This is a genomic window from Gloeocapsa sp. DLM2.Bin57 (assembly GCA_007693955.1).
Classification (GTDB): Bacteria; Cyanobacteriota; Cyanobacteriia; order Cyanobacteriales; family Gloeocapsaceae; genus Gloeocapsa.
The window spans coordinates 23,777-44,053 of the sequence record RECR01000062.1 but is presented as its reverse complement, the minus strand read 5'-3'; the positions used below and the strand labels follow the sequence as shown (position 1 = coordinate 44,053).

Here is a 20,277-nt window from a genome sequence, read left to right as displayed (position 1 = left end):
ATTCACCATCTCGTCTCCTAGTTAGAGACGGGATAATTGTAAAGATGATAATCTATCAACCTCGATATTCTCGCCAACGCTGTATCAAACCTTCCTCAAAAGTAATCAGAATCAAATTTTCTTGAGAGTTTTTTTGCTGTTTAAGTTGGTTAAAATCTTCCCATAACCACTCTAAGCAAGCCCGATTACCCTGAATCATTACACTGAGTACGTCAATTTTGATATATTCTAAACTAGCAAAATAATCCCGCGTCACTCTCTCTAGATCAGGTTTAACAATTTTTTGGTCTTTCTTTAAAATAATCTCTCCTGAAGGGGTAAACAAAGAAGCAAATTTAACAGCATCTCGATCAACGCAAGCCTTGACCCCTAAAGTGATAATTTGATAAATATATTCTGTATCCACAAATCGAGACTATGAACATTCGTATTGGTAATGGTTATGATATCCATCGCTTAGTCGCGGGACGCCCCCTGATTTTAGGAGGAGTAGAAATCCCCCACTCTCTGGGTTTACTAGGTCATAGTGACGCTGACGTCCTGACTCATGCGATTATGGATGCTATGTTAGGTGCTTTGTCTTTGGGAGATATTGGTCATTATTTTCCCCCCTCTGACTCAAAATGGCAAGGTGCTAACAGTCTGTTATTATTAGAACAGGTTAATGATCTTATCCTATCTCAAGGTTGGCAAATTGGCAATATCGACACAGTTATAGTTGCTGAACGTCCAAAATTAAAACCACACTTAACACTGATGCGCGATCGCCTTGCCAAAACCCTAGGGATTAATTCTAATCAAATTGGTATCAAAGCTACCACCAATGAAAGATTAGACGCAGTTGGCAAAGAAGAGGGGATTTCTGCTTATGCGGTAATTATCCTTCATAAAGAGTAAATAACTATTCGGCATTAAGCGGTGTTACCATAAAATGGCATTAATTACTCATAATTTAGATCAATTTGTCTTTAACTTAAATCGTTCTGTCATTGAAGAAATTAATAATACTGAACATTTCCCAATTCCTGATACTCTAAAACAACAAATTTTTCAAGGTTTATTTAACAATAATTATCTGATTTTTTTTAGTTATTATTGTGATGAACCAGTTATTAAAACTATTTATTTTAATGAAGGCAATCTAATTCAAATAGTAACTAAAAGTTATTTAGATTACCCTGATTTACTAAAAATAGTAACTAAAACACATTATTTATTAATCACACAATTAATCTCAACCGTTGAACAACAAAAGCGTAAAAACCATAGGTTACTGTTAATAATTCTCTTTATTTTAATTATAGTAATCATATGTCTATTATTTTTATTGTTAACATAAATTAATAAGTAAGCGCGCAAGAGTTGCTCTAAATATGCTAAAATAAACACGTTGTTTTAATAATAAATAATCTATGAGTTACTCTAAAATTGCTGTAGTTGGTATTGGTTTGTTATCTCTGTTTAGTTCTACCTCTTTAGTGGCTTCAGAATTCTTACAAGCACAAGCTGAATCTATTCCCTCTAACTGTCAATTTTTACAAGAAGTTACTACTGGTGAGACTGAGATTACTAAACAAATTCAAGCACTAGGGATTACCAATAACTTTAATACTGATTTTGCTATACCTGCGGGAATAAATTTTACCTCTTATGAAGCAATGATGCGGGTAGAAAATGATGGTAACTATAATGTTACTATTAACTTAAAGTATCCTAATAACGCAGCAAGTACAGCCTTAGAAAAAAAAGATGTCCCCATGGTAATTGGTGAAAATTATTCTTTACCTTTTCAAGATCCTATTGATCAACAGCCTTATCAAGTCAACTTTAATATAGCGGGAAATAATAATGATACTTATACAATTTCTGTGATGGCTTGTCAGTAGGTTGATAATTTAAGGGTAAATACGGTTGTTATCGCACTACGTGCCAGGAGAGAGGTAAAAGGGAGCTTCGGAGATGGGAGTAGGGGAGAATTCGGAATTCGGAAGAAAGGAACTCGGAATACCGTTCTACCTAAAACCTAACACCTAATATAGATTTCACGACCCGAAAATGTCAAACACTCCAGATGCGTACTGCTATAACTTTCTCTTATCACAAAATCTCACTTAAATCTAAAACAAATCCAGGTAAGACATTTTCTCCCGATAAAGTTTGAGGATTATTAACTATTTCTACTTCCCTTTGAGGACGATATATTTCTACTATTTTCCCCATAGGTTCAATCAACCAACCAAGTTTAACACCATTATCTAAATACTCCTGCATCTTGGCTTGTAAGTATTGATATCTCTGGTTTTGCAGGTCACTAAAACTTACTAACTCAATCACAAAATCAGGAGCGATCGGCGGAAAACCCTGTTTTTCTTCTAGAGTTAATTTATGCCAACGTTCTAATTTAATCCAACTCACATCTGGGCTTCTTCTTGCACCATTAGGTAAGATAAAAACTGTAGAAGAATCAAAAGCCTCTCCTGTAGCATCTTGATCCGTCCAATTGCCTACTTGTTGTATCAAACGACGATTTTTCCGACCTGCTTCACCTCCAGTAGGACTCATGATTATCAATTCTCCAGTTTTGCTTAATTCTAATTTTGCTAGTTGTTCGGTATTAGCTAACTGTTCAAATTGTTCTGGAGTTACCCTGAATCCTTTAGGAATAGCGATCGCTTCCATCTTTTTTACTGAAATAATTTTTCTTCAATTATAGCGATAGGCGCAGGCAAGAGGCAAAAGGTAGATTAGTAATGGGTTTCATCTTACATTCCGCACGTCTAATTGTAATAAGCGAGAAAGTAGTCAGGAGTCAGGAGTCAGGAGGGGTAGTAATTAATACTTAGTGTGCTTTGATTATAATTTAATTCATTTAGCAATCAAAGCGAATTAAGTAATGTAAAGTATATTTAGAATGTTGGTTAACGCTACCTTTCCTTATCTTTGGTTAACACCTAAAGCCGCTAATTGTGCTTGGGCTTTATAGAGAGATTCGTACCATTCTTGAGTAGGATCGCTATCGGCGACTATTCCTGCTCCTACTTGTCCCCAGACTCGATTATGACTAAATAAGAGGGTGCGAATCAAAATATTTAAATCTAAATCGCCATTGTAATTGATATAACCACAAGAACCATAAAATAAATTACGTCGTAGGGGTTCTAATTCTTCAATAATCTCTAAACAGCGAACCTTCGGACATCCTGTAATCGTTCCCCCAGGGAAAACAGCCCTAATTAAGTCTATAGGGTCATAATCTCGATGCAGTGTACCCTTGACGTTACTAACTAGGTGCATGACATGACTATAACGTTCTATAGTAAACAACTCATCTACCTCTACCGAACCCCATTGACAGACTCTCCCTAAATCATTTCTTTCTAAATCTACCAACATAATATGTTCGGCGCGTTCTTTGGTAGTATTAATTAATTCTTGGGCTAGTTGTCTATCTAATTGTTCAGTTTCTCCCCGACTACGAGTCCCCGCGATGGGGCGAGTTTCGGCTTGATTTCCCTGTAATTTAATTAAACGTTCAGGAGAACAACTAATCATCACACCCCAGGGAGTTTGCCAATAACTAGCAAAGGGTGAAGGATTAATAGTAGAAAGACGTTGATAAATTGACCAAGAATCTTGTTGGGTTGAGACTTGAAAACGTAGAGATAGATTAGCTTGAAAGATATCCCCTGCGTGAATATAATCCAAAGCTTTAGTTACAGCTTGTTCGTAATCTGATTGGGAACTAACTAAGGAAAAATCTAAGATATTGCTTTCTGAGTAAGTTTCTTCAACTGGCGATCGCAGCTGTGTCACTAATTCCTCAACTTCTGTTAAAGTAGGTGCAGCCAACCAGAGAGTTTGTTCCAGATGATCGGCGATCGCCAATTGAGCAGGTTCATACCAATAAGCCACCCGAAAGGGTAGAGTATCCTGTTTCAGTTGAGGTAAGTTTTCAATTTCCCAAGCTAAATCATAACCCAACCATCCCAACCATCCTCCTGTAAAGGGTAAATCGGGGGAATTTGTTGACTGTTGATTGTTAGTAATTAGAGAACGTAACAGAGGTAGGATCTCACCGATTGGGGGTGTAAATAGTTGTTTTACTCCATCCTTAATTATAGGTTCTCCCGCACAAATAGAATAGCGCGCTAAAGAGGGTTGTTCTTGATAAGTAGGAAAAGGACTTTCTAAGAGAGTAGCAATAGGAGAAACCCGACGAAATAATTGATTAAAAATAACTCTACCTGGACGATTTTCTAGAGGAAGCGATCGCCAATATCTACTCATGCTGATAGGAATTATAAAGGTCTTTAGCTATATTTTCCGTGACTAGATGATTAACTGAACCACCAAAACGGGCTATTTCTTTCACCACACTACTACTGAGAAAACTATATTCTTTAGTGGTAGCTAAAAACACTGTTTCAATATCCTCACATAGAGTTTTATTGGTATGAGCCATTTGTAATTCTTTTTCAAAATCAGATAAAACCCGCAATCCCCGTAGTAATACTCCCGCTTGACGTAAACGAGCGTATTCTACGGTTAATCCTGTGAAACTATCTACCTCTACGTTAGTCAAATGTTGTGTACATTCGCTGATTTGTTCGATTCTTTTGGCTTGAGAAAATAGCGGACTTTTACTCGGATTAGATAAGACAGCAACAATCACCTTTTCAAACAGTTTAGAACTGCGTTCAATGATGTCTATATGTCCTAGAGTAATTGGGTCAAAACTGCCTGGATAGATAGCAATCACTGGTTTAAAATTATTTTAAGCTATTGCGTTTGCTAATTCGGGACGAGTGTACCAACTATAAAAACCTTCTGTCACTGGTTTTATGTTTAATTCTTGTCTCCACTCATCGATTGGACGTTCGAATCCTTCCTCCCATTTAATAGGAAATAAAGGTTTAGCTGCTTGTCCTATTTGCAATCCTTTGCTAATTACCTCAAATTTATAACCTAGAGTTTTAGCTGCTTCAGTCATATCTAAATCTGGTTGATATAAATCTTCGTTAGCCAAGAAAGAGGTAAACATACTAATTAAATCAAGAAAAATAAAAGCAGGATAAGCGAATTGACCAGCGCTTACTGAAATAACCCCTAATTCCCCTAAATTATCTAAACTAAATCCTGTTAAGATATGGTGGATGTCGTGAGTTTTATAGACACGAAAATTGACGTAAGCTTCATCATTGCTGAAAGTTTCCGGATGTCGGTAGAATTGGGGGTCATAATCTAGAGTACTCATCACTCGGGCATAAGTCCAGCCTAGAGAATATTTAGGCATCTTTAGCATAGCCTCTAAATCATAGAGAGGTCCTGTATAACGTTCCTCAATTATTTGAGCACTAGCTGGATTCTTTTTCAGTACTTTAAGACACCTATTCATTGGTTTACTTTGATTCAGTTTGTCGCTAAGATCAAAAACGCTGTTGACATCTACAGGTGCACCTGCGGCTAAATCTACTAATTCTAGCAATTTTTGTATATTCTCTTGATTAGCTACGTTATTAATGTATCTGTAACCCATTGTTTCACCTCAATATTTTTTTTCTAATTTAACATAGATATGGCAAAAAAAATTAATTATGATAACTATTTTATCGTAAAGTCGTGACTATTTTTACGCCAAACTCTTCTTCAAATACTCCTTTTTTATAATCTAAACTCCACAATTCTAAGGCGCAATCATCATTAGGATAACTAGGGTTTAAATGGAGGTGTAACTGTTGATATTCAGGATCATATTTACATTCTATCTTATTAATAGCGCCAATTTGACGACGATCTAAAGCGATCGCCAGACGTAGAATAGCGCTTAATTGTCTAACCAATAGTTTGGTTTCTTTATGACTAAGATTATTATAATTTTCGTGTTTCTTTTTTGGTTTACTTTTACGGTGGTAACGAGCTAAATTAGCGATTATTTCTATATCTGTTTCGGTATAGCCTAATAATTCTGCGTGACGAATCAGATAATAGGAGTGTTTATGGTGAGCAGCATGACTTATATATAACCCACAATTATGTAAAATCGCAGCAGCCCACAATAACTCTTTCGCTTTATCTCCCCAATTGTGTAAAACTCCCTGAAGTTGGTCAAATATACTTAGAGTAAAACTAGCTACTTTTTGACCATAATCTAGATTAGTTTGGTATTTATGGGCTATTTTCAGGACACTACGTTCTCTGACTTCGGTTTGATAGCGTAAACGACTCTCTATATAGCCATTATTCAACATCCAATCGACGATAATTCCTTCTCGCAGAGATCGTTCACACAAGGTAATCTGATCGAGATTGAGCATGGTCATCGCTTCTACTAAAACCATTGCACCTGCTAGAATAATTTCAGCTCTTTTTTCGGACATACCAGGTATAGCGGCTCTTCCTGAGTAGTCTAAAGCGACTAGTTGTTTAACTATTTCCTTGATTTCTCTTCTACTAATTTGATAACCTTGTAGAGGAGTAGGAGTAGTTCCTAATTTTTTGAGAGCACTAATTGTGGTTAGGGTTTCGATTGTACCAGAAGTTCCTACTAAACGGGGTTGCTCTCCTGTACGCAAACTTTGTAAAATATTTTCTACAGGACGTTCGAGCATACCTCTGATATAAGCCTGTAACCTAACAAACTCAATAGTACTAATAGGATCGGTGCTGATAAAGTCTTGAGTAAGACGAACAGCGCCTACTTTAGTACTACTCAGGAAGCGAGGTTCTTGACTATCGGCTAAAATTAATTCTGTCGATCCTCCCCCAATATCAATAATAATATGTGGTGTCTGTTGAAAGTCTAAACCAGATAAAACCCCGAGATAAATACGTCTGGCTTCTTCTTGTCCTGAAATTAAATCTACTGAGATTCCTAATTCTGTTTGAATATGTTCTAAAAATGCTCTTCCGTTAGGTGCTTCCCTAGTAGCACTAGTAGCTACTGCTATAATATCTCTAGCTTTGAGACTAATTGCTAAAGCTTGACAGCGTTTGAGGGCTTCTATAGCTCGATTCATCGCTTCAGGGGTTAATTCTCCCGTTTCAGGATGGCGATCGCCCAAGCGAACAGTATCTTTTTCTCTGGCTATAATCGTAAAAGCGGGTAACTGAGCGTCGATTTTTACTACTACCATATGGACAGAATTAGTACCGATATCGATCGCGGCTAAAATACAATCATCGAGATTTTTAGCATTGGAAATGGGGTTAGTCTTGATGAGGGAGTCAACCATGATTGTTGCTAAGAGAAACTATCTTAAGGTATATTAAGCTTAAATGAGTCTAACTGAACATGGATTTAGCAATAATTTTATACTTAGGGTTAGGTTTAGCAGCGGGAACACTTAGCGGTTTAATTGGTATAGGTGGAGGAATATTAATAGTTCCTACCTTAGTTTTCCTCTTTAAGTTTAGCCAACAAGAAGCCCAAGGAACGAGTTTAGCGATGATGATCCCTCCCATTGGACTCTTAGCGGTATGGACTTATTATCAACAAGGTTATGTTAACTTAAAAGTAGCCGTATTAATGTGTATTGGCTTTGTTATCGGAGGATTGCTAGGAGCAAAAATAGCCCTAGCTATTCCCAAAGAAATGTTAGGAAGAGTTTTTGGAGTAGCTTTGATTCTCGTTGGTGTAAAAATGGTTAGCGGAAAGTAAGGGAAGAAGTCTCCTTCCTAGGAACTCATCATATCTTAGTTCAGCAACGCTATTGTGTAGTTCATTTACTTAAAATAGTTGCAGATACCTGTAATGCTATAATCTAGAATTATGCCAACAGTTTTACGGCTCGGTCCTTACCGCTTTTACTTTTATAGCCATGAACTGAATGAGCCACCGCACATACATATTGACCGCGATGCTTCATCGGCTAAATTTTGGTTAAAACCAGTTAGCTTATCTAGTAACATTGGTTTTAGTGCTAAAGAACTTCGCCAATTACAATCGATAGTCTTAGAAAATCAGAAAAATCTCTTGGAGGGTTGGTATGAGTATTTCGGCAATTCGGACGGATGAGAGAGTAAAGAATGTTTACTTTACTGACGAGACTATTAGCGTTGATTTAATGGATGGGAGGGTAATTACAGTACCTCTAGTTTGGTATCCAAGACTACTTAATGCCACACCTGCTCAACGTTCAAACTGGGAAGTTTGCGGCGGTGGTTATGGAATTCACTGGAGTGATATCGACGAGGATCTTAGTACAGAAGGTATGTTGCGTGGTGCACCTGCGGTTAACCGTAACTTTCTAGATAAATAGCGCGAATATCAGCAGGTAAACTAGCTTGTAAATCAGTATAACCTTGCTCTAAATAATGATTTACTTCTTCTAGAGAGATAGTTTGACCTTCAGCTTGTAGGTAAGCAATAATCCTGGTTTGATTCCAATTAAATTTTTCACTCATCACTAAAATAAACCGCGATAAAGGGTCAAGATTTTCTAAACCCTGTTCCACATAACACCATAATGGGGGTGGAGTTGTCTCTAAATCATAAGTGATCATCTCGGGTACACTAACTTCCCGTAAAAATGCTCCAGTATGATAGATTAACCAATCCTGGAGAGAATCTAAGGGTAAATCCTCGAAGACTAAACCACGCATTTCATAGAAAAATTGACGCCAAACCAAAGCCAATAAATAATTAGTCACTTCAGGGGTAACTAGATTTTGCAGGATTAAACCATAAACAATTGGATAATAACGATAAAAGATAGCAGCAAAGAACTTACCTTGATCTGGATAATCTTGAAACTGTCTGAGTAATTCTGAATCTCTTTGGGTTTTGAGAGAATCAAGGAGAGGATGATTAGCTTCGGGAAATTCGGGAACGCGCATAAAATAAGAAGGCAAGAGGGAGAGGGGAGTAGCTCACAGGTGTAGGTTTTTAACATTTCGGTGAAGACGAGACAAGGAAGGAACGAAGAATGGGGGACAAGGTAGATACTACAATTCAAAAAGTGTGTTTTTGATTCAAGGTAATATTTAAATACATATACTTCGAGAGTCTACTTTCCCTCCTTGTCTGCCTTGTCTTACCTTGACTACAAACTTATTGTAAAAAACCTACCCTTGTCAGGAGGGGAGTAGGGAGACTTCGGAGACGGAACCTCGAACTCTTTATATGGGTTTCACGACTTGAAAATGTCAAACACTCCAGATGCGTACTGCTATAATAAACCTAAATGCACCTGTATCTTTAATTTTAATAGTTTATGACACAAGTAGCGATAAATCATCTTCTCTATTTGGCGGCTTTTTTCCCTTCCTCACTAGATACCATCTTCTCTACACAGGGAATCATGGTTATGCTTTTGGCAGCTTACGCTTTAGCTATGTGGATGTTTCTAACTAGTGCACCTAAAGTACATACCATCATGGTTTCTGATTTAGAAATCGCTAGAGAATTCTACGAAGGTGTACTCAATTTACCCGTAGCAGATGTACCCCTACATTATTACTATAACTATGAACAAACCCTAGGAGCAGGTGGAATTGAACCACTTTATCTAGCCACTAGTCCTAGTGCTACTAAAACCAGTACTGCTGTAGCAGGTTCAGAAGGTTTATGGTATCAACTCAAAAAAAATATTCAATTACACGTTATCTCAGGTTCTAATCTAGGTTATAAAAATCGTCAACGTCACGTTTGTTTTGACCACGATTGTTTAGAACAATTATTACTCAAGATTCAAGCTAGAAGACTTAAATATAAGATACGCAAAGATAGACCCCTTAATTTTTTGGTCAAAGATTTTAATGATAGAGTGATTGAAATGGCGGAAGTAGATAGTTAAGATGAGAATTACTGTTGTAGGAGGAGGCTTAGCAGGAACAGAAGCAGCTTGGCAAATCGCCCAAGCAGGGATACCAGTAACCTTAATCGAAATGCGCCCCCAAGGTAATAGTCCTGCACATCATACTACGGAGTTAGCCGAATTAGTCTGTAGTAATTCCTTTGGCGCACAAGGAAGCGATCGCGCAGCAGGGTTACTTCATGAAGAATTGCGCCGTCTTAACTCCATTATAATTAGTACCGCAGATCAGCACTCAGTACCCGCAGGAGGCGCTTTAGCGGTAGATAGGGGTGTATTCAGTCAAACCCTCACTCAAAGACTCTCTAATCACCCCTTGATTGAATTAACTCGTCAAGAAGTCACAGAGATACCTAGTGAGGGTATAGTAGTTTTAGCGACAGGTCCTTTAACTAGTCCTAGTCTAGCTACTAGTTTACAACAATTCACAGGGTTAGAATATCTGAGCTTTTTTGACGCGGCTAGCCCTATAGTGGTGGGAGAGTCGATTAATCGAGATATCGCCTTTTTAGCCTCTCGCTACGACAAGGGAGAAGCAGCTTATCTCAATTGTCCTTTGAATCAACAGGAATATCTACACTTTTGGCAAGAATTGGTCAAAGGAGAACAAGCCCAATTAAAGGATTTTGAGCTAGAAACCGCTAAATTCTTTGAAGGTTGTTTACCTATCGAAGAATTAGCCCGTAGGGGTGAAGATACCATGCGTTTTGGACCTCTTAAACCCGTAGGCTTGCGCAATCATTATCAATCTAGCGAACCTCTCCACGCGGTGGTACAATTACGTCAAGAAGATAAAGCAGGTCAACTGTGGAATCTGGTAGGATTTCAAACTAACCTACGTTGGGGAGAACAAAAACGGATTTTTCGTCTGATTCCTGGTTTAGAAAACGCCGAATTTGTCCGTATGGGAGTAATGCACAGAAATACCTTTATTAACTCACCAGAGTTACTCCTACCTACCCTACAATTTAAACAAAGACCAACTTTATTGGCAGCAGGTCAATTAATCGGTACAGAAGGTTATACCGCAGCAGCCGCGGGAGGATGGTTAGCGGGAACAAATGCAGCTCGTCTCGCTTTTGGCTTGACACCAATTACCCTCCCTGATACAACTATGATGGGTGCGCTATTTGCTTTTATTAGTTCAGCATCTCCTAAACATTTTCAACCAATGCCCCCTAATTTCGGTATCTTCCCCCCCCTAGAACAAAAAATCCGTAATAAACAACAGCGTTACGCCCAATACCGCGATCGCTCTTTATTAGCAATAGATGAACTCCAACATGAAAGAAAAGTTAGTAAATTGGCTTAATAAAATACTGGTTATTGATGTCTTTGTGGTGATTATCGGCTTTTTATGGTTCGCTATCGCTTTAATCGGTAAAAGCATGGGATTATCTCTGGGTTGGGATATCTGGTACAAACTCTGGTTACCTGTCTTTAACCCGGCGATCGCTATTCTGATTTTGGGGGCTATCTTAAATTGGGCGATCTCTAAAATTCAACAACGCTTAAACGACGTCTAAAATAACAAGATTACCCCAATGATAATCATTAGACAACCAGCGATGATCTTAATTCCTTGGGTGGTTTTGGCGCTAATATAGATACTAACCTTATCAGCCATTAAAGCATAGATAAGTTTTACACCACCAACAGCTATGATAGCAACAGCAATAATTACTAGAGTTTCTTGATAAGATATTTGAGTGATATTTACAAAAGCAGGAAGAAACCCTAAATAAAATAAAGTCGCTTTTTGATCAGCTAAAGTAATGAATAATCCCGTCAAAAAACTAGATACAAGGGAATTATCTACCCTTAACAAAGCTAAATTGTCTGGTTGTTCATCAACAGGGCAAGATCTTAATAATCCTATCCCTAAAAAGATAAGATAAGCGCTACCTAGGTATTTAATAAATATAAACAAACCTCCCATAGTTTCTGCTAAAAAAGACAATCCCCAAATAGCTAATAAAATAAAAATAATATCACCTAAAACTATGCCTAGGGTTGTACAGAAACCATGAATAAATCCGCCACTAGCTGTCCTGGTACATACCATTAAAACACTTATACTAGGTAAAGAAGCTAGAATAACCATAGCTAAAAATAAGGCAATAATGCTGTTTAAGGTCATATTATGTACCAGTTGAATCTAAATATCTAAACCAAGTAAAATAAAGAGCAATAGACAACAGTAAAAAGATTAAACTCAATAAACCGAGATTATCCCAACTCCTAGTCATTAACATTACAGGCATCATAAATAAAACCAATTGCCAAGGAATAGCGATGACAGTAGCCAGGATATCTCGTCTATTTTCCCGCTTAATCTTGGCTACAGCTACGGGAGAGAGTTTAGCCCTAATTTTACCCCAAAAACCAAAAGGACGAGTTTGTAAGTAGAAATTTTCTACTACTGCTAAATCAGGTGGTGGCGTTAATAATGTTCCTAAAATACAGCCTGTAACAGAACTAAGACTCGGGATTAAAAACAACAGGTACTCTTGCCATTGTAGAGAGGTTAAATTGGGGATAACTAACATTTTCGTCAAAATAGCGGCGATCGCCCCTGTAGCAGTACCTATAGCTAGCCCATAGCCATTAAAACGCCACCAATACCACCTCATTAATAAGGGAATAGCTAAACCAACTCCCAACCCTACGGTTAGCCAACCCCAAATATCGTTAATATTACTCAGATTAAAACTCAAGATTAAACCTAAAACAACTATCACAATGGAAGCTAAACGACTTTGGATTAGTAGTTGTCTCTCGTTAGCTTCAGGATTAAGATAAGCTTGATAGATATCTTTTACCCAATAAGCTGCGCTAGAATTAATCAAAGAGTCAAAGGTTGACATAGCCGCAGCCATAAAACAAGCAATGATTAAACCTTTGATTCCTGTGGGTACATAAGTATTAATGACTAGGGGTAAAATTAACTCAGGATCTCTAATCATCTCCACTTGGTTACTATAGTGAATCCCCAACAAAGCAAATGCAGTTACCAAGGGCCAACGAAAGGAGAGTAAAATAATCCAAAACAGAGATAATAAACCAACGTCGCGATCGCTTTTCGCTGCGAAATAACGTTGGATCATGTATCCCCCTTGACCACTTACTCCTTCTAGGATAGTTTTAATGAGATAAAAGCTAATTACTCCCCCAAACAGATTAAAAGCTGCATAATCTCCCTGCAAGTCGGTAGTCAATGGGGGTATAATCCTCGTCCATTCTTCTAAACTCCAACTCTGTAACTCTTCACTTCCAGGTAAAGCCACGACGATAGTCTCGGGAATAGTTACTGTTTGCCAAGCTAAAGTACAAATATACATAATAGCCATAAAGACTAAAATAGCTTGAAATAAATCACTCCAAATTACCCCATAGAAACCACTAATCACCGTATAGACTAAAGCCAGAATAATTAGAATAATAGCTGCATAGCGATCAGATATACCCAGAAAACCACCTAAAAACTTACCCCCCGCTAGAGAAAAATAACTCAAAGCTGCAATAGAAAAGATTAAAATAGCGATCGCACTCATGATTCTAGCTATTTTCCCTTCTTTTCCCTTACCGAAGCGAAACTCCATCCATTCTGCTAGAGTCATAACTAGGGCCCGGCGATTCCATTTCCCCATAAAAGTCATTAAAAAGGGCATAATTAACACTAAACCCCCTCTAATCTCGATAAACAGTCCTTTTGTACCTAGACTATAGATTAAAGCTGCTATAACCATTGTGCCCGCTAAGTCGGTATTAGATACCATCCCCGAGACTCCCAATAACCACCAAGGCATCTGGCGATCGCCTAAAAAGTAACTATCTATACTTCTGGCGGCTTTCTTTTCTAAAACTATCCCGAGAATAATTATTAAAATTAAATATAAAACTATAATTCCATAATCGATTGTTGTCATCACTCGAACTAAAGATATCCTTAAGGTTTTTAGGATTGTATCCTAAGAGTAGATATCTTAGTTAAATACCCTGTTAATTACATAAATCATGGACAAAGATACTAAATTCGCTTTACTGGTAATTGGTTTACCCTTTTTAGGTTTAATTTATTGTGCTATAATTATTACTTTCTTGGTTATGTCTCCCGTGGGACGCAATCATCCTATTCTTACTGGCGCAGGTTTTACGATTGTACCCTTCGCTTTTGCTGCTTACACCTGGATTCGGGCTTCTGCTAAAGCTTATCAGAAAAATGCTTCCCCCAATGCGGATGGCGAGATTTGAACTCGCACGACGTAAGTCACACGCCCCTCAAGCGTGCGTGTCTACCGTTCCACCACATCCGCTGACCTTGCCTAGCTTAGCACAACTAACCGAAAAAAACAACTAATTTTTATGAGTAAATTTGTCTGGGAATTGTCACAACCTTCTACAACTTCTAGAGAGTTAAGAGAGTTAGTCAAAACATATTTACCCGAATCTGAGGGAATATTTGCGGCTAAATTGTTACAACAACGAGGAATAACCCCTGAAACCGCGGTTAGTTTTCTCTCACCAGACAAATATCAACCCACTCCCCCTAATGCTTTTGGACAAGAGATAAAATTAGCTATTAATAGATTGCAACAAGCGATCGCCTGTTCAGAAAAAGTCACCATTTGGGGAGATTTTAACCCTGATGGAGTCATGGCGACTATTTTACTCTACTCAGGATTAGGGAAATTTTGGGGTGATTATCTAGATTATTATCTCCCGAGTCGCTTAGAAGCATTCCACGGATTGAATAAATCAGGAATAACTAAACTAGCGAAACAGGAAGTCAAAGTAATCATTACCTGTGGGATTGGGAGTACTAATCTAACTGAGATTAACTACGCTCAAGAATTAGGTATAGATTTAATTATTATAGATCATCATACCCCACCCGAAGATCGTCCCGAGGTAGTCTCTATACTTAACCCTCGTTATTTTATTGAGACTCACCCTCTCTATCACCTTTCAGCAGTAGCAATAGCTTATAAACTCCTCGAAGGGTTTTATTTAACTTGTCAACAAACTTCACCACCTGAAAGCTTATTGGACTTAGTAGGTATTGGCTTAATCTGTGATCAGGTAGAATTAAAGGGAGATTGTCGCTATTTAGCCCAAAAAGGTTTACAACAGTTACCAAAACAAAATAACCCAAAAACCGCTACACGTCTAGGATTATATTATTTATTACAAAAATGCCAACAAAGTGGCGATCGCCCTACGGATATTAGTTATGGTATTGGTGCACGTATTAACGCTGTCAGTCGTATTTACCATGATAGTAATTTATTAGTGCAATTATTAACAGAAAAAGACAGCAAAAAATGTCAAAAATTAGCCCATGAGGTTGAATTAGCTAACGCTAGACGTAAAGAATTAGAGAAAAATACCCTCTCACAAATTAAAGCTAAACTAGTCTTTATCGACTTATCTACAACTAGTGTAATAGTCTTAGCTGATAGTCGTTGGGAAGTAGGAGTCTTGGCTTTAATAGTTAATACTATTGCTAGAGAATATAATCGCCCTACTATCTTATTAAGTATAGAGCAAGAAATAGCTAGAGGTTTAGGAAGTACCCTTAATAACCTAGATTTAGACGAGTTAATTAAATCTCAAATCAAGTTGTTAACTGGTTTTAGTGGAGATACCTCTGCTGTCAGTTTAACCTTACCAGTAGCTAATATTGACCTATTTACTGCAGCAATCAATCAAGTAGCTAGAAGGAAAATAGATAACTTTAAAGATCCTACTTTAGCCATAGATTTAGTAATTACCGTCAAAGAGTTAGGAAGAAATCTGTTTAAAGAGTTAAAATTATTAGAGCCTTTTGGTATAGGTAATCACCCACCTAAATTACTACTAAAAAAATGTATATTTACCGAAATTAAAACCAGTAATATTAAAGATTGTGGTAGCCAAAATATTCGCTATCAGAAAACAACTTTCTTTATTCAAGATAAATCAACTCAGAATAAATTTCCAGGAGTTTGGTGGGGACATTCTAGCCACGAATTACCTACAGATACTTACTGTGATTTGGTGGTAGAATTAGACTATAGTTATAATATTAGTCAATATGAAGTGAGACTAATCGATTGGCAACCCACAGGAGAAAACAACTATTATCAATTAAACAATGATCTAGGTTTATTAGATTGGCGTAATCAACCCCAGCAACCACAACAATCTGACATCCTAACCCTTAATCAATGTCCTAGTTATTGGTCTGATATTACCCAATCCTATCAAGAAGCAAAAGAAAAAGGACAACAACTGGCTCTAGCATACCATCAACCGACTCAAACCCAAGCTATAGATATTTGGTATCAACTAATTGGTATCGCTAAATATTTACATCGTACAGGAAAAAGCGTTACTTATCAACAAATACAAACTAAACTACAAATAAGCGATCGCACCTTAAAACTAGGTTTAGAAACCCTATCTCATTTAGGATATATTATTACTTATTCTGAGGAAGGATTGCAGATTACCAGCCATCAACAATCTACCCTAATTCCCCAAAAATATCTTGATTCTTTTCTAGAAACACTTACCGAAGAATTATTTCAACAACAATATTTTAACCAAGTTCCTTTAAATATTATCCAAAATTTCACAATTTCTTTAATTTAAATCAGTAGCCGTTTTACTTATTATAGCAGTACGCATCTGGACTGTTTGACATTTTCAAGTCGTGAAACCCATTTAAAGAGTCGGGAGAATCGTATTGATCCCTAGATATGATATTATACTTAACTTAATAACAATTTAGTAACAAGGATAGGTTAGAATGCCTTATACTACAGAAGATGGTGGCAGACTGAATAATTTTGCTAAAGAACCTAAAGTATATCAGAGTGAACCACCAACTCAAACTGAAAAACGCAATTATATTATCTTGGGAGGTTTAGCCCTAGTTTTCGTCATTGGTATTATTTTCGTGGCTTTTGCCGTCTCCAATATCAATTAACTAGATATATTCAAGGCAAGAGATTACTGATCTCGGGCTAAAATTGTTAATAAATCTTTGACCCTCTTGTAATTCTCTTGCTTTCCTTGTTCGGCAAATAATTCTTGGGCTTTACGTAAGTCGGTGATACCTAACTCTGATTCCCCTATCTTGAGATAGCTAATACCTCGATTATAGTAAGCTTGAGGAAATTCTGGGGCTAAATCTATACTATTGGTATAACTGTCTATCGCCTCTGTTGTCTCCTCTAAGCGATTATAAACCAAGCCTTGATTATAAAATAGTATTTCATTGGTTGGCTCAATTTTTAGTCCTTGTTGATAGTCTTCTAAAGCTAATTGATACTCTCCTAAATCATCATAAGCATTACCTCGATTGAGATAATAATTAGCATTATTGCTATCTAAATTAATGGCTTTTGTACACATCGCGATCGCCTCTTCGTACTCCTCCAAGACGTACAACCCATAACAACGATTAGCATAAGCTTCCACTAACTCTGGATTTAATTTAATCGCTTCTCTATAATCAGCGATCGCCCCTTGATAATCACCTAAACGATGTTGAGCATAACCTCGATTATAATAAGCTTGGGCTTGGTCAGGATTTAGTTTTATCGCTGCGTTAAAATTAGCGATCGCTTCTCGATAATTAGCTAATTCTAGCTGCTCTACTCCCTGATTATAACGTTTTAAAGCCTCCTGCTCTCCCGAGTTAGCCTCTATTTTCCTAACCATCAAGACATTAGTTAATACTAAACTAGTTAAGAGCACTATTAATTGTTGTTTCAGTCTCATTATTTATCCCCTAAAGTTTTAGAAATAATTTCATAAACACCAGGTGAAATACCCTCAGAATTAACAATTCTAGTCAAGTTATTCCTCATCAACTCTTTTCTTACTGAATCTAGCTTTTGATATTGATAAAAACAAGTAGCCAAATTCGCAGCGATATTGCTGTTATAGCTATCTATCTCAATCATCTTATTGGCAATTAACTGATAACCTTCTCCATTAACCTTATGAAAAGCCAGAGGATTACTAGCAAAACTTCTGTAGAGAACTCTCAGTTTGTTAGGATTGTACTTATCAAAATAGGGATTATTTGCCAATACTGTAACCATTGATACAGACGCTAAGCGAGAAGAAGCTTGAGCCTGAAACCACTTATTCATAACCAACGGTTCATCATGCCATTTTTCTTGCCACAACCGAAGACCTTCTTGTGTCTTTTCTGACTCATAATTAACTAAAATCCTTAAAGCTGCGTACTCATCAGTCATATTAGTTGCTTTTACTAATTGAGAAAAAGTCAAGTCAAAAAAGTCCTGATCAATACGAGTAAGATAACCTAAAATAGTATTTTTCAAAGCCCGTTTACCCATAACTTCTGGTTGGATAGAGTATGCACCCTCTAAACTAGGCAAAAGTTCTCCAAAAGTTTTAACCAGAGTTTCGTATGTTCCTTTAGCTAAAATTGTTATCAAAGCTTCACGTCCTCGATCAGCCCTTTCGTAGTCAATAGGGTTCATAGATTCAACAATAGCGCTTAAAGGTGGCATAGTGAGTACTTCAGCACGAAAAGCAGCATCTAGACTAGAATCACCGATTAAACCTGCAAAAGCAGTAACAATCTTTTCAACATCAACAGCAACCTCAGAATCGTTTTCTAGGGAAGAAATAGCCTGATGAGTTAGTCTTTGGGCTGCTTCATAACGAGTTACTAAATCTGTATCATAGCTAAGAAGGTGGAGCAACTCTTCGAGAGTATAATCATACTGGAGCTTAACAGGAGCAGAAAAATTGCGTAAAAGAGAGGGAACAGGCTTTTCTTTAACTTCTGTCCAGAGAAAACGCTGTTTTTGTTCTTTAATGACTAAATTTGTCGTTGTTCCCAGAGATTGATTAGACAAAACTAAAGGTATCTCACTACCATCAGGGGCTAGCAAACCGATAGACAAAGGGAAATAAAAAGGTAATTTTTCCTCTTGACCTGGAGTTGGGGGACAGGATTGCTCTACAATTAGTTCACAGGTAGCTTGTTCTTGATCAAAAACAAGTTCTACTGCACAAATAGGAGTACCCGCTTGATCATACCAACGTTGAAACTGAGTAAAATCTAGACCAGAAGCTAAGTGCATAGCATTGAGAAAATCTTCAGTAGTGACTGCTTGTCCGTCGTATAACTCAAAATACTTAGCAATACCTGCGGCGAATAACTTTGGTCCAATTAAGGTTTGTATCATTCTAATCACTTCTGAACCCTTATCATAGACTGTAGAAGTGTAGAAATTATTGATTTCGATATAAGATTGTGGTCTAATAGGATGAGAATTGGGTCCAGAATCTTCGGCAAATTGAACGATTTTGATAAACTTAGCTTCGTGGATACGTTGAACCGCAGGAGAATTGAGATCAGCAGAAAACAATTGATCTCGAAAAACTGTCAACCCTTCTTTGAGGGTGAGTTGAAACCAATCACGACAAGTTACCCGATTTCCTGTCCAATTGTGGAAAAATTCATGAGCTACTACGCTTTCAATTCTGAGAAAATTGTCATCAGTAGCAGTTTGAGGATCAGCAAGTACTAAAGAAGCGTTGAAGATGTTTAAGCCCTTATTTTCCATCGCCCCTGCATTAAAATCATTAACAGCAACGATCATAAATTGATCTAAATCGTATTCTAGGTTAAAGACATCTTCATCCCATTTCATCGCTTTTTTCAGGGAGTTAATAGCGTGTTGACAACGTGTTTCATTGCCTGGATCTACATAAATGGCGATCGCTATTTCTCGTCCACTTTTAGTCACAAAAGAATCTCTAACCACCCCTAAGTTACCCGCTACCAAAGCAAATAAATAACAAGGTTTAGGGAAGGGATCTTGCCAAGTGGCGTAGTGAAGTCCTCCTTCTAAATCACCTTCGGCGCTCAAATTACCATTAGAAAGGAGAATAGGTAGAGTATTTTTATCACCAATAATTTTCGTTGTATAAATACTCATAACATCAGGACGATCTAGAAAAAATGTTACTCTGCGAAAACCTTCAGGTTCCATTTGCGTACAAAAATTACCATTAGATTGATAAAGTCCAGATCCTGATTGATTAGCAGCGGGATTAATTTTGGTGGTTATTTCCAGAGTAAAAGCTTGGGGAACATCGGGAATAATGAGATTACTTTCTGTGATTTTATAATTATTGGGTTCTAATTTTAGGCCATTAAGTTTTACTTCTACCAGTAATAATTTATCTCCACCGTTTAAAACAAGTGGTGCATTCTCAGGGGTGTTTTGATTGCGCTTAAGGCTTAGATTTGAGCGCACAATAGTTTGCTCAGAATCAAGATTAAATTCAAGATTTACCCTAGGGATGAGATAATCAGGTGATTGATAATCTTTCAGAAAAATAGGTTGAGGTTGTAAGATTTGAGTCATGGTATTTGGAGTATATTTTATTAAAAAACCCCGTGACTTAAGCACGGAGTTTAGCTGAG

The 20,277-nt window shown here is 37.3% G+C and carries 23 protein-coding genes and 1 tRNA gene; 12 read left to right on the top strand and 12 right to left on the bottom strand.

Going from position 1 to position 20,277, the window contains the following annotated elements; genetic code table 11:
* Nucleotides 1-55: 55 nt before the first annotated feature.
* Nucleotides 56-391, bottom strand: coding sequence for a hypothetical protein (locus EA365_07095; protein TVQ45839.1), 336 nt, complete (start codon nt 389-391; stop codon nt 56-58).
* 26 nt (nt 392-417) lie between these two features.
* Here EA365_07095 and EA365_07090 point away from each other — a divergent pair, with 26 nt between their 5' ends.
* From EA365_07090 to EA365_07080, 3 genes are all read left to right on the top strand, one after another.
* Nucleotides 418-897, top strand: coding sequence for a 2-C-methyl-D-erythritol 2,4-cyclodiphosphate synthase (locus tag EA365_07090; GenBank protein TVQ45818.1), 480 nt, complete (start codon nt 418-420; stop codon nt 895-897).
* A gap of 34 nt (nt 898-931) precedes the next feature.
* Entirely contained in the window at nt 932-1,339 is a 408-nt protein-coding gene (locus EA365_07085) for a hypothetical protein (protein ID TVQ45817.1), read from the top strand.
* 73 nt (nt 1,340-1,412) lie between these two features.
* Entirely contained in the window at nt 1,413-1,886 is a 474-nt protein-coding gene (locus tag EA365_07080; protein ID TVQ45816.1) for a hypothetical protein, read from the top strand.
* 211 nt (nt 1,887-2,097) lie between these two features.
* On the opposite strand, the gene EA365_07075 is transcribed toward EA365_07080, so the two are convergent.
* The 5 genes from EA365_07075 to EA365_07055 all read right to left on the bottom strand — a co-directional run bounded on the left by EA365_07075 (nt 2,098) and on the right by EA365_07055 (nt 7,232).
* Nucleotides 2,098-2,679 carry a Uma2 family endonuclease gene (locus tag EA365_07075; protein TVQ45815.1) on the bottom strand — a complete coding sequence of 194 codons (582 nt, stop codon included), beginning with the start codon at nt 2,677-2,679 and terminating at the stop codon, nt 2,098-2,100.
* A 255-nt stretch (nt 2,680-2,934) separates the two neighbouring features.
* The gene (locus EA365_07070; protein TVQ45814.1) at nt 2,935-4,287 is read right to left on the bottom strand and encodes an anthranilate synthase component I; all 1,353 of its coding nucleotides are present in this window, start codon (nt 4,285-4,287) and stop codon (nt 2,935-2,937) included.
* Nucleotides 4,280-4,759 (bottom strand): pantetheine-phosphate adenylyltransferase, encoded by a 480-nt coding sequence (locus tag EA365_07065; GenBank protein TVQ45813.1) that lies wholly within the window; start codon nt 4,757-4,759, stop codon nt 4,280-4,282. The genes EA365_07070 and EA365_07065 overlap by 8 nt, the downstream gene beginning before the upstream one ends.
* Before the next feature lie 15 nt (nt 4,760-4,774).
* The gene (locus EA365_07060) at nt 4,775-5,536 is read right to left on the bottom strand and encodes a pyrroloquinoline quinone biosynthesis protein (GenBank protein TVQ45812.1); all 762 of its coding nucleotides are present in this window, start codon (nt 5,534-5,536) and stop codon (nt 4,775-4,777) included.
* Between the two features lie 70 nt (nt 5,537-5,606).
* Nucleotides 5,607-7,232 (bottom strand): Ppx/GppA family phosphatase, encoded by a 1,626-nt coding sequence (locus tag EA365_07055; GenBank protein TVQ45811.1) that lies wholly within the window; start codon nt 7,230-7,232, stop codon nt 5,607-5,609.
* Nucleotides 7,233-7,291: 59 nt separating this feature from the next.
* Between EA365_07055 and EA365_07050 the strand changes: the two genes are divergently transcribed.
* From EA365_07050 to EA365_07040, 3 genes are all read left to right on the top strand, one after another.
* Nucleotides 7,292-7,657, top strand: a complete 366-nt coding sequence (locus EA365_07050) for a sulfite exporter TauE/SafE family protein (protein ID TVQ45810.1) — start codon at nt 7,292-7,294, stop codon at nt 7,655-7,657.
* 111 nt (nt 7,658-7,768) lie between these two features.
* Nucleotides 7,769-8,014, top strand: coding sequence for a DUF4160 domain-containing protein (locus tag EA365_07045; protein ID TVQ45809.1), 246 nt, complete (start codon nt 7,769-7,771; stop codon nt 8,012-8,014).
* Nucleotides 7,986-8,258: a DUF2442 domain-containing protein gene (locus tag EA365_07040; protein ID TVQ45808.1), complete on the top strand. Its 273-nt coding sequence runs from the start codon at nt 7,986-7,988 to the stop codon at nt 8,256-8,258. Before EA365_07045 ends, EA365_07040 begins: the two co-directional genes overlap by 29 nt.
* On the opposite strand, the gene EA365_07035 is transcribed toward EA365_07040, so the two are convergent.
* Nucleotides 8,233-8,835, bottom strand: a complete 603-nt coding sequence (locus EA365_07035; protein TVQ45807.1) for a sigma-70 family RNA polymerase sigma factor — start codon at nt 8,833-8,835, stop codon at nt 8,233-8,235. The two genes, EA365_07040 and EA365_07035, sit on opposite strands and share 26 nt — an antisense overlap.
* A gap of 377 nt (nt 8,836-9,212) precedes the next feature.
* On the opposite strand from EA365_07035, the gene EA365_07030 reads away from it, so the two are divergent.
* From EA365_07030 to EA365_07020, 3 genes are read left to right on the top strand one after another with little or no spacing between them, the layout of a single operon-like run.
* A complete protein-coding gene (locus tag EA365_07030; GenBank protein TVQ45806.1) occupies nt 9,213-9,794 on the top strand; it encodes a glyoxalase-like domain protein in 582 nt (193 codons plus the stop codon).
* A 1-nt stretch (nt 9,795) separates the two neighbouring features.
* Nucleotides 9,796-11,124, top strand: coding sequence for an FADH(2)-oxidizing methylenetetrahydrofolate--tRNA-(uracil(54)-C(5))-methyltransferase TrmFO (trmFO, locus tag EA365_07025; protein ID TVQ45805.1), 1,329 nt, complete (start codon nt 9,796-9,798; stop codon nt 11,122-11,124).
* On the top strand, nt 11,096-11,338 hold the full coding sequence (locus EA365_07020) for a hypothetical protein (protein TVQ45804.1): 243 nt from the start codon (nt 11,096-11,098) through the stop codon (nt 11,336-11,338). The genes trmFO and EA365_07020 overlap by 29 nt, the downstream gene beginning before the upstream one ends.
* Here the strand turns inward: EA365_07020 and EA365_07015 are convergent.
* Nucleotides 11,335-11,952 carry a LysE family translocator gene (locus EA365_07015; protein TVQ45803.1) on the bottom strand — a complete coding sequence of 206 codons (618 nt, stop codon included), beginning with the start codon at nt 11,950-11,952 and terminating at the stop codon, nt 11,335-11,337. The two genes, EA365_07020 and EA365_07015, sit on opposite strands and share 4 nt — an antisense overlap.
* A 1-nt stretch (nt 11,953) precedes the next feature.
* Nucleotides 11,954-13,741, bottom strand: coding sequence for a sodium:solute symporter (locus tag EA365_07010; GenBank protein ID TVQ45802.1), 1,788 nt, complete (start codon nt 13,739-13,741; stop codon nt 11,954-11,956).
* Between the two features lie 88 nt (nt 13,742-13,829).
* Here EA365_07010 and EA365_07005 point away from each other — a divergent pair, with 88 nt between their 5' ends.
* Nucleotides 13,830-14,066: a hypothetical protein gene (locus EA365_07005; GenBank protein TVQ45801.1), complete on the top strand. Its 237-nt coding sequence runs from the start codon at nt 13,830-13,832 to the stop codon at nt 14,064-14,066.
* Here the strand turns inward: EA365_07005 and EA365_07000 are convergent.
* A tRNA-Leu gene (locus tag EA365_07000) sits at nt 14,048-14,128 on the bottom strand. The genes EA365_07005 and EA365_07000 overlap by 19 nt on opposite strands.
* A 49-nt stretch (nt 14,129-14,177) precedes the next feature.
* Between EA365_07000 and EA365_06995 the strand changes: the two genes are divergently transcribed.
* Nucleotides 14,178-16,448, top strand: coding sequence for a single-stranded-DNA-specific exonuclease RecJ (locus EA365_06995; GenBank protein TVQ45800.1), 2,271 nt, complete (start codon nt 14,178-14,180; stop codon nt 16,446-16,448).
* A 157-nt stretch (nt 16,449-16,605) separates the two neighbouring features.
* Nucleotides 16,606-16,785 carry a ssl1498 family light-harvesting-like protein gene (locus EA365_06990; protein TVQ45799.1) on the top strand — a complete coding sequence of 60 codons (180 nt, stop codon included), beginning with the start codon at nt 16,606-16,608 and terminating at the stop codon, nt 16,783-16,785.
* Nucleotides 16,786-16,808: 23 nt separating this feature from the next.
* Here EA365_06990 and EA365_06985 read toward each other — a convergent pair whose 3' ends face one another.
* Nucleotides 16,809-17,576, bottom strand: coding sequence for a tetratricopeptide repeat protein (locus EA365_06985; GenBank protein TVQ45838.1), 768 nt, complete (start codon nt 17,574-17,576; stop codon nt 16,809-16,811).
* 5 nt (nt 17,577-17,581) lie between these two features.
* Nucleotides 17,582-20,218 (bottom strand): aminopeptidase N, encoded by a 2,637-nt coding sequence (locus EA365_06980; GenBank protein TVQ45798.1) that lies wholly within the window; start codon nt 20,216-20,218, stop codon nt 17,582-17,584.
* Nucleotides 20,219-20,277: the final 59 nt, after the last annotated feature.